This window comes from Duncaniella muricolitica, from assembly GCF_910574735.1.
Lineage (GTDB): Bacteria > Bacteroidota > Bacteroidia > Bacteroidales > Muribaculaceae > Duncaniella > Duncaniella muricolitica.
The window spans coordinates 1-11,205 of sequence record NZ_CAJTCF010000035.1; the positions used below are offsets into that span (position 1 = coordinate 1).

At 51.6% G+C, this 11,205-nt stretch carries 6 protein-coding genes; all 6 read left to right on the top strand.

Annotated features, from left to right (window positions below):
* Positions 1-306 precede the first annotated feature (306 nt).
* The 6 genes from QGT73_RS09030 to QGT73_RS09055 all read left to right on the top strand — a co-directional run bounded on the left by QGT73_RS09030 (position 307) and on the right by QGT73_RS09055 (position 11,200).
* Positions 307-3,915: a hypothetical protein gene (locus tag QGT73_RS09030; protein WP_280122253.1), complete on the top strand. Its 3,609-nt coding sequence runs from the start codon at positions 307-309 to the stop codon at positions 3,913-3,915.
* A gap of 245 nt (positions 3,916-4,160) precedes the next feature.
* Positions 4,161-4,436 carry a co-chaperone GroES gene (locus QGT73_RS09035; RefSeq protein ID WP_123616005.1) on the top strand — a complete coding sequence of 92 codons (276 nt, stop codon included), beginning with the start codon at positions 4,161-4,163 and terminating at the stop codon, positions 4,434-4,436.
* Between the two features lie 36 nt (positions 4,437-4,472).
* Entirely contained in the window at positions 4,473-6,110 is a 1,638-nt protein-coding gene (groL, locus tag QGT73_RS09040) for a chaperonin GroEL (protein WP_280122254.1), read from the top strand.
* Positions 6,111-6,533: 423 nt separating this feature from the next.
* The gene (locus QGT73_RS09045) at positions 6,534-7,892 is read left to right on the top strand and encodes a phage integrase SAM-like domain-containing protein (protein WP_280122255.1); all 1,359 of its coding nucleotides are present in this window, start codon (positions 6,534-6,536) and stop codon (positions 7,890-7,892) included.
* Between the two features lie 61 nt (positions 7,893-7,953).
* A complete protein-coding gene (locus QGT73_RS09050) occupies positions 7,954-8,787 on the top strand; it encodes a polysaccharide biosynthesis/export family protein (RefSeq protein WP_280122256.1) in 834 nt (277 codons plus the stop codon).
* Positions 8,788-8,791: 4 nt separating this feature from the next.
* The gene (locus QGT73_RS09055) at positions 8,792-11,200 is read left to right on the top strand and encodes a GumC family protein (protein WP_280122257.1); all 2,409 of its coding nucleotides are present in this window, start codon (positions 8,792-8,794) and stop codon (positions 11,198-11,200) included.
* The last annotated feature ends 5 nt before the right edge of the window (positions 11,201-11,205 follow it).

An 11,205-nucleotide genomic window follows, 5' to 3' on the forward strand; every position in this document is an offset into this window, starting at 1 on the left:
ACAAAACTTATTTGACTTTACCAAATAAAATTGCAGCTAATTACTATAAAATCAGCAGGTTGAATTTACTTATAATGGTGATGTCTATTCCACATTATCGCCTTAGCGTGTCCGCTGAATAGTTACCAATATTATAATTTTCGGTTAAAATTAGTTAACCAAAGCATGTTTTTACAATTAATGTTAAATATAATAACGTATCTTTGCACTGTCATTGTGAATTGACAGATTCGCAGAAAATGAGCACACGACAAAACTCGACCTTAAATCGTAAGGAAGACATTATTTCTAAAACCATGTAATCATATGAAATTAAGTAAAAAAATCCGGTTATGGCTTGCCGCGGCTATGGCTATCCCTGCCGGAATGTCAGCGCAAGAGCAGATTCTTGCATTTCCAGGCGCAGAGGGCTTTGGCAAATACACTCTCGGAGCCCGTGCCGTAGCCAATCCCGAAGTCTATCACGTGACCAACCTGAACGATTCAGGAGCCGGTTCACTGCGCGACGCCGTGAGCCAATCGGGTAGAATCGTGGTGTTTGACGTATGTGGCACCATCAACCTCAAAAGCACACTTATATTCAAGGGCAACAACACCATACTCGGACAGACCGCTCCGGGCGAGGGCATACAGGTGTATGGCAACCGCGTGTCGTTCTCGGGAGCATCCAACCTCATCGTGCGCCACATGCGTTTCCGCATGGGCACCAACGGTGACTCCGGCAAGGATGCCGCAGGTATTGCCAACGGTCACGACATGATATTTGACCACCTGTCGGTGCTCTGGGGTCGCGACGAGAATTTCTCCATCAATCCGGATGGCAAGGGTGATATATACAATATTACCATCCAGAACTCCATCATAGGTCAGGGTCTGCAGAGCCATTCATGCGGCGGTCTCCTTCAGACCGACGGCGGCGTGACAATCTATCGCAACCTCTATATTGAAAACAAGACCCGCAACCCGAAGGTGAAGGGCCTCAACCAGTATGTCAACAACGTGGTGTACAACTGGGGCAACGGCGGCTGCTACATCATGGGAGAGACCGAGAGTGCATCCTGGGCCCATATCGAGAACAATTACTTCATGAGAGGCCCCTGGAAGAGCGCGGCCGCTCCATTTATCCGCGGCACGGAGGCTTTCCACATCTATGCAGCCGGCAACTATTATGACGACAACCTTGACGGTGTGCTCAACGGTAAGCTCATGCCTATTGACGATTGCCGAGGTTGGTTGAGAAACAGGCCCGTGATAATAAACGGACAGGAGACTACAGTCGACTGGGGTAGCACACCTGTAGAGTCACTCGACGCGCTCAACAAGACTGTCATCCATGAAGTCATCCACGGTACGACCGACGGTAAAATGGACTATGATATTATCAAATCGGAAAATTACCGCTCAATCCCCCGCCCCATCCCGGCCATCGACAATATGATGACAGCCGAGGAGGCTTACAAGTGGATGATCGACAATGTCGGCCCGGTGCTTCCCGCTCGCGACGAGGTGGACAAATACATCATTGACGAGTTGACAAGCTATGGCATAATAGGCACTGAGAACGGTATCTCGGCTGAATCACAGCTCCCCCACAAGGGTACGGGAGTACTCTCTGGCGGTGTGAAGCCTCTTGACACCGACGGTGACGGCATACCCGACGAATGGGAAATCAAGAACGGTCTCAACCCCAACGATGCATCCGACGCCGTGGCCATCGCTGCAAACGGCTACACCAACATAGAGAACTTCGCCAACGGCATCACCGAGGCTTTTCCCTATATAAAGAAACCTGTAAAGTTTGCTCTCACAGGTGACCCGACCAAGACTTCAGGTACCTTCACCTGGGATATCAACGACAACTCCAAGCACGGATTTATCATCGAGCTCTCTAACGACGGCACTACTTTCACAGAAGTAGCCAACGTGCCCGCGGGCAACAGCTCATATGAAATCAAGGGACTTACCGAAAAGACTCCTTACTGGGTGCGCATGCGCTCGACCGACGGCAACGGATTGTTTTCCGACTATTCCGACACTGTCAAGTTTGAGACCATCGGTGACCCTGCAGCTCCGGCTCCGTCGACCAACCCTTTTCCGGCCAGCGGCTCACGAGCAGGTGTAGCCGCCGGTCTGACTCTGACATGGGAAAATAATATCAAGACTTATGGAGGCGACGTAACCTATACGGTGATGTTTGGCGAATCGGCTGAAGGTCTCTCACAGGTAGCTACCGGCATAAGCAAGACCGAATGGGACGCCTCGTCGACAGTAGAAGTCGGCAAGACATATTACTGGCGCGTAGATGCCACCAACACCATCGGCACCACATCAAGCGATGTATGGAACTTCACCACCACAGCCGGAGGTGTTCTTTTCTACACCGACTTTACAACCACGCCAGCAAAATATGCCAAAGAATACGGCAATCTGAAAGCCAATACAAACATCATCAATGCAGCCAACACCAGCAAGGATTTTGACGGCATGATTATCGGCTCAGGTGCCACCTCGCTCCGTATCATCGCCATGCCGGGTTGTTATTCGTCTGACTCATCCAAGGACTACGGCCCTGCTACTGAAGAAGACGCCGGCGCGACCTCCAACTGCATCCAGTTTTATACACCTTCGGCCGGAGGTTACATTACCACACCTGAAGTGACCGGCCCCTGCGTAGTCACAATCTGGGTCGGCAATCCCGACGGAAAATCATCCAAGACAGCCAAGCTCCACACCATCATCGACGGCAACGAGGCCGAGGTAGCATCAATCGCAGTCGGCAATAAGAAACGTATATATAAATTCACATACAACTACATGTCGGCAGGGCCGGTTAAATTCAAGTTTGACGCCAACGGCAAGAAACTTGATGTCAACGACATACTCGTAGAACGCTGGGTGCCGGAAGATCCCAACAAACCCATAGAAGTGACCGCAGGCTCGCTCGACAATACCAATCTAAGCTATGCCGACGGCTCTCTCTCACTTACATTCAATCAGGAAGTGACCTACAACGGCGGGGCTGAAATCAAAGGCATCACTCAGTGGGAAACCATCAGCCCTGTTGCCACAGGCAAGAAACTGACCATCTCGTATGAGGCTCTTAACGTCAACACCGACTATTCCATAACATTTCCCGAAGGCACCCTCACCGACCTCACAGGCGAGAAGAGCTATACCGGCACAATCAAGATGAGCACCGCCGATTTCGGTCCCGCCAAGCAGAGCGGCGAAACCCACTATGGCAAGCAGGCCAAGACTCTGCCTCTGACATTCGCGCCATTCAACGCAGTGGCACCTTTCGAGACCACCGGCGGTATCGTGCAGACCTCTCAGAACGATTACCCCCACTGGGTACAGGTGTCGGGCGGAAAATCAGCCGACCATGCGTCGATGACCAGCACAAGCGACAAAATCATGACCCTCTTTGACGGCGAGTCAAAACTCCTCGCGCTCGACATTGAGTATATCGGCACCGGCAACCCTCGCCTCAAGCTCCAGGAGTCACGCAACTGTGACGTCACCCCCGGATGGCGCACCATGCGTGTGCTTGAGAAAGGCGACTTCCCTTTCAAGGGTGAGATTGCCGTCAACCCCGAGACCCGCATGGTGAAACTCGCACCCGTCACCATCGGCGGCGAACTCAAAGTCAACGCCATGCGTCTCTCTGACGCCAACGGATATTTCGGCGACGACTACCAGTCGGGCATAACTGACATCAACGCTCTCCAAGCCATGGTGATAGCCACATCAGGCTCAATCAGAGTGACAGGTGTCACGGCCGAGACAGCCATATCGGTCTATGACGTAGCCGGACGCATCGTTGCAGCCGGACGCGGCGAGTCGGCTTACAGCCTCGCCCCCGGCATGTATATCGTATCAATCCAGAACGGCCCGACCGTCAAAGTGATACTCTGAACATATAAAGCATAAAAAAGACAGGAGTACGGAAGATTGAGATCTATTTTCCGTACTCCTGTCTTTATATATCAGAGAGACCTTTGGTATTTTGTATCGTAGAACCAAAAGACCGGCAAAATTGTTGTTATGACAAGTTGTCAGTCATGACTGACAATGCCGCCGTTTGGCACGGATTTTGCTAAATCAACCATATGAAAACATATAAAAAATATAAATTAAAACATTAAAATCATATACCAGTTATGAACATCAAACCATTAGCTGACCGCGTGCTCATCCTCCCCACTCCCGCTGAGGAAGTTACCGCCGCCGGCATCATCATTCCCGACTCGGCAAAGGAGAAACCTCTGCGCGGCACCGTAATCGCTACAGGCAACGGCACCAAAGACGAGGAAATGGTAGTAAAGAAAGACGACGAAGTGCTTTTCGGCAAATATGCCGGCACCGAAGTAGAGGTGGAAGGCACCAAATATCTCATCATGCGTCAGAGCGATGTGCTCGCAGTGATCGAGAAATAATATCTTACATATTATAATATATAAAGCACGACAATCATGGCAAAAGAAATAAAATTTGACATAAAGGCCCGCGAGGAGCTCAAGAAAGGTGTTGACGCTCTTGCCGACGCCGTAAAGGTAACCCTTGGTCCCAAAGGCCGCAACGTAATCATCGAGAAGAAATTCGGTGCACCCCACATCACTAAAGACGGTGTGAGCGTGGCACGCGAGGTAGAGCTCGAAGACCCCTTCCAGAACATGGGCGCGCAGCTCGTAAAGGAGGTGGCCTCGAAGACCGGCGATGACGCCGGCGACGGCACCACCACCGCTACCGTACTTGCTCAGGCCATCGTGAACGTCGGCCTCAAAAACGTAGCAGCCGGAGCCAACCCCATGGACATCAAGCGCGGCATCGATCGTGCGGTAGCCATCGTGGTTGAGGGCATCAAGGCCCAGAGCCAGGAGGTAGGCGATGACTTCAAGAAGATTGAAGACGTGGCCCGCATCTCGGCCAACAATGACGAGGCTATCGGCCATCTCATAGCCGAGGCCATGAAGAAAGTAAAGAAAGAGGGTGTAATCACCGTCGATGAAGCCAAGGGCACCGAGACCACAGTCGACATCGTGGAGGGTATGCAGTTTGACCGCGGCTACATCTCACCCTACTTCGTGACCGATACCGAAAAGATGGAATGTGTGATGGAAAATCCCTTCATCCTTCTTTTCGACAAGAAGATTTCCAACATCAAAGACATACTCCCCGTGCTTGAAGCTACCGCACAGAGCGGCCGCGGACTTGTAATCATCTCGGAGGACGTTGATCAGGAAGCTCTCGCCACCCTCGTTGTCAACCGTCTGCGTGGCTCGCTCAAGGTATGTGCTGTCAAGGCTCCCGGATTTGGCGACCGTCGTAAGGAAATGCTCGAGGACATCGCCATCCTCACCGGCGGCACTGTAATCTCGGAAGAGAAGGGCATGCAGCTCGCCAACGCCACCGTAGAGATGCTCGGCCGTGCTGAGAAGGTGACCATCAACAAGGAAAACACCACCATCGTAAACGGTGCCGGCAACAAGGAAAATATCGCTGCCCGCGTAGCTCAGATCAAGGCTCAGATCGAGCAGACCACCAGCGACTATGACCGCGAGAAGCTCCAGGAACGTCTGGCCAAACTCGCCGGCGGCGTGGCTGTGCTCCACATCGGCGCACCCAGCGAGGTGGAAATGAAGGAGAAGAAAGACCGCGTGGACGACGCTTTGAGCGCGACTCGTGCGGCTATCGCCGAGGGTATCGTACCCGGTGGCGGTGTGGCCTATATACGCTGCGTCAAGCTGCTTGAGAACGTCAAGGGTGCCAACGAGGACGAGACAACCGGTATACAGATTATCCGTCGTGCTATCGAGGAGCCCCTCCGCCAGATTGTAGACAACGCAGGCGAGGAAGGCGCGGTAGTGGTACAGAAAGTCAAGGAAGGCAACGCCGACTATGGCTACAACGCCCGCACCGACACATATGAGAATCTCATGGCTGCCGGCGTAATCGACCCCGCCAAGGTGACCCGCGTGGCTCTTGAAAACGCTGCTTCAATCGCCGGCATGTTCCTCACCACATCGTGCGTTATCGCCGACAAGAAAGAGGACACCCCTGCCCCCGCAATGCCCGCTCCCGGAATGGGTGGCATGGGCGGCATGATGTAAGCCAAATAGTCTCCTATAACTGACACATATCAATCCCGCATAAAGGATGTCTGACAAGGCTCCTTTGTGCGGGATTGTTTTGCTATAAAATAGCGCGAGTCTGCATGCAAAATTGCAACTCAATATATCCTCGCAATCTCGGTTTTAATCATTTTTCAGCACAGGCCACCTGTCTTTTTATTTATCGAGTGTTTGTATATTTATTCAAAATTGCCTAACTTTGCGCCCGAAAAAGCATCTCTTCACAAGAGATACTTTTTACAAACGTCATATCACAGGATTTTTATCTCCCCTATTCCAATCATTATTCATAATGTTGGACTTTAAACACCTGTTCTTGTTTGACTTTTGTTTTGGTGTCGATCCAAAATAAGAGGAAAAGAAGAATTGTCTGAAAACTCAGATGTTTAAATTTTTGTGTCAGTGGGAAATTTCATACTGATTTCAGACCTTGAAACACTCGTCAAGGCGGATAAATCAAAATCATCGGCAAGAAACTATCTTTCGATGCTTAACTCGCTACGCATATTTTTAGGGGGAGATAATTCACTACCAATCAACAATATAACCCCGGCATTCGTGCAGAGTTTCGGTGACAGCATGCTTCAGCGCGATATAGCACCGTCAACCGCAAGGCTTTACAAGCAGATGTTGCGGGCCATGTTCAACAAACAGCTTGGCAAGAGCTACCGGGAACTTATAAAAACAGCCTTTAAGGATACAGGCTCGGTTAATGAGCCGACAACACACATCTTACAGCCGGCCGACGTGGCGACAATCGCGTCAAGCCCGCTCGACAACTCGTCACTGCTGCAAAAAGCCCGCGACGTGTTTATGCTGAGTTTCTACGGCGGAGGCCTGTCGCTCGACGCCCTAAAAGATATAGCCCGCAGTGACACCGAGCACTCAGCCATACTAATCCCCCACCAGAAAGATTTAATCGAACGATTTGAGTCGCAACACGGGACACCGTTTTGCGACTACATACAGTCGCTCTCCGACGAAGCATACAGTCAAAGGCTTTATGCCATAGGCCGGATGCTTAATCTAAAAGCCGGGCTGACACCACTCTCGTCGGCCGACGCTTGGGTAAAAGCCGCCCTCAGATGCGGTCTCGGGCCGGAGGTGATTTCTGCTTGTCTGAAGACTCCGACAACCTACATTAATGTAGACGTAGACGCATCCGTAACAAACACAAATGCCGCCGCCAACCGGCAATACTATCAGAATGTGGCTGACAGTATACACAACTCTACGCTACACTGGTATGTGATGAGATGTCACGACATCTCACCGGCCGAGGCGGCAAAACTTCTCGACACACCATCCGCACAGACATATATCGAACGTGCCGAGACATTCATGCCGGTAATACCTTCTGAGCGGCATGACAAATCGCTAAGGATATTAGGCGACATTCTGTTTTTCCGCAGCCGGGCCGACACCGCAAGCCGTGTGAAGAAAGCCATGTGGCCCAAGGCCTATGTCTATGCCAACCGCTCGACTGGCCGGCCGTCATTCATCCCCGACGAGGAAATGAGAATGTTTATGCTGCTTTCAAATATCGCAAGCGATACAATAGAATACTTCTTCCCCGACGTAAACACACCGGAATTTAACACCGACGACCGCGTTACCGTCATCGACGGCAACTTTTGCGGACAAGTGGGTGTGGTCAGAAAACTGTCGGATGACAAACTGAAAGTATTCATCAAAATCGAAGCCTTCAACGGAGCCATTATCACAGCCGAGATACATAAATCATTTCTAAAACCGTGCTGAAAGCCATAACCTCCACCGGAACAAGCCTACAGCACCAACTCCCCTACTCTATAACAGACCAATGAAAATCACAACGCGCCTCATCCCTATCGCAACAATAACACTCCTGGCATGCTCGTGTTCGACACCCAAGAACATCACTTACTTTCAGGACGCCAAAGTCGGCGAGACGGTCAATCCTCTCACCCCGCTCGAAATCAGAGTCAAACCCGAGGACAAGCTGTCGATAATGGTCAATACACCCGACCCTTCACTCTCGACACTGTTTAACCTCGTGCAAGCCCAAAATCGGCTCCAGGCGTCCACTGCCGGCACCAAGACCATAGGTTCATCCAACACATCGTCGGGCAGCGTGTCGCTCTATACTGTCAACCCAGAAGGCGACATCAACTTTCCCGTGCTCGGAAAGCTGCATATAGCCGGCATGACACGATATGAGGTAGGTGAATATATCAAAAACGAACTCATCACACGCGACCTCGTCAAAGATCCGATAGTCACGGTAGAGTTTGCCAACACCGGCATTACAGTACTCGGAGAGGTGGCAAACCCGGGACGCATCGAGTTTAACATGGACCACATGACCATCGTCGATGCCATCGCTATGGCCGGCGACCTGAAAGTCAATGGCCGACGTGAGGACATACTCGTATTGCGCGAAGAGGCCGACGGCTCGCAAAAGGTGCATCGTGTCAATCTTATTGACCTTGACGCCCTTGCTGCATCGCCTGTCTACTATCTGCAACAGAACGATGTGATATACGTCGAACTCAACGATAAACTCAAACGACAGACCACGCCCAACGGCGAGACGCCATTCACTCCGGCTTTCTGGATGTCGGTAGGCTCCTTTGGTGTGACCATCGCAACACTCGTAATCAGTCTGACAAAATAATATCATGGCAGAAAACAACGCAACAACACCCGCTCAGAGAAGAAAAAAAACACCCGAAAGCACCCCGGTACCCATTGTCGACATTATCTTTCTGACACTCAGAAAGTGGCCTTGGATATTATTGTCACTCATCGTGTGTGTGGGCGCGGCCATGGTATATATACTCCGTACACCCGACGTGTATACACGCGCAACGGAGATAATGATCAAAGAGCCCTCAAAAGGCAAATCGGCCGGCATGGAGGAGTTTGCCGACCTCGGCCTCATATCGTCAAGCACAAGCGTGGCCAATGAAATAACCAACCTGCGCTCGGGCGATCTGATGGAGGAGGTGGTGAGACGCCTTAATCTCGATGTCAACTACTTCCGCAAGGGTCGCTTCCATAACATCGTGGCCTATGGCACCGGTCTACCGATACAACTTGAGATAGTCAATTTTCCGACCGACGCTTCGGCAACTCTTGAATTAAACATCTCAGCCGACAAAAAAGTTGCCATAAGTGAGCTCAAACAGGGCGAACTCAAATGGGAAGAAAATTTCACCGGCTCGCTCGGTGACTCAATCGCCACTCCCGTCGGCATCATGATAGTCAATCCCTCGCCTGCCTATACTCCCGGCACCGCAATCGAGCTCGAAGTCAACAAAATACCCGTCAAGACAGCCCAGGCTATATATTCAAGCCATCTCGGTGTGTCGCAGAGCGGTGAGAACAGCAGCGTGATACGTCTCACTCTATCAGACCGCTCCATACAGCGTGCCGACGATGTGCTCGCCACCCTCATCGATGTGTACAAAGACTCGTGGATCAGAGACCGAAACGAAATCGCCGTTTCGACCTCACAGTTTATCAATGAACGTCTCAATGTCATAGAGGGCGAGCTCGGCAATGTCGACAATGACATATCGTCGTTCAAGTCGGAGCACCTCATACCCGATATCGCCGCGGCGTCATCCATGTATATGTCTCAAAACCAACAGATAGCCTCGGAAATTCTCGACATAAACAATAAGATACAGATGGCGCGGTTTGTCAGGACCTATCTGACTGCCGAGGATTCGCGCAATCAACTCCTGCCGGCCAACTCGGGTCTTGTGGGTGACATCGCCAAACAGGTGAGCGAATATAACGAGATGCTTCTGCAGCGCAACGCTCTAGTCGAGAAGTCGTCAGACACCAACCCGCTTGTCGTTACCATCGACCAGCAACTTGCGGCCCTGCGCAACGCCATAGTAGCAACCGTGGATACCCAGATAGCTGCCCTCAACACCCAACTCCGCTCGCTACAGCACTCACAGGCATCCACGACATCCAAGATTGCCACATCTCCGGCCCAGGCGAAATATCTATTGTCGGTGGAACGCCAGCAGAAGGTGAAAGAGTCGCTCTATCTCTTCCTGCTTCAGAAAAGAGAGGAAAACGAATTGTCACAGGCTTTTACGGCTTACAACACCCGTGTAATCAACAAACCGGGACCGGCCGGCGTGCCCCCCACCCCGGCCAAGACATCGATACTCATGATTTCGGTGCTTGTCGGCCTCGCTCTGCCGTTTGGCGTGACATTTGTAATCGAGACGAGCAACACCCGCATACGCGGCCGTAAGGACATCGAACATCTCACCCTCCCGTTCCTTGGCGAAATACCCGAGGCCGGTACTGCCTCAGGCCGCAAGAATAAGAAAAATGACCACAGCATCAACACTCTCATCGTCAAGGAGGGCAAACGCGACATCATCAACGAGGCATTCCGCGTGTTGCGCACTAACGTGGAGTTTATGCGCAACAACAGCGGCACAGGCAACGTCATAGCCGTGACATCGTTCAACCCCGGTTCGGGCAAATCGTTTGTCTCGGTCAATCTGGCTATGACAATGGCTCTAAAGGGTAAACGTGTGCTTGTAATCGACGGCGATATGCGTCACGGCTCTACATCGGCCTACATAGGTTCGCCCCAAGAGGGCATAGCCAACTATCTCGCCAATCCCGGGACACATCTCCACGACATCATCGTGCAGGATGCCGAAAATCCGCTGCTTGACATACTCCCGGTGGGTGTAGTGCCCCCCAATCCGACCGAGCTGCTTGAGTCGCCGCGCTTCGGGGAACTCATCACAGCTCTGCGCCCGGCTTACGACTATATATTTATCGACTGTCCGCCCATCGAGGTAGTAGCCGACGCACAAATCATCGACGCCCACGTAGACAGGACCATCTTTATCATACGTGCAGGTCTGCTCGAACGCTCTATGCTCCCCGAGCTCGAACGTATCTATGAGGAAAAGAAATATCGCTCCATGGCCCTCATCCTCAACGGCACCCCACTCTCCCGCTCACGCTACGGCTATTCCCACGGCTACCGCTACGGTTACGGCTACGGATATGGCTACGGCTTTAACTATGGAGAAGGAAAATAACCAAA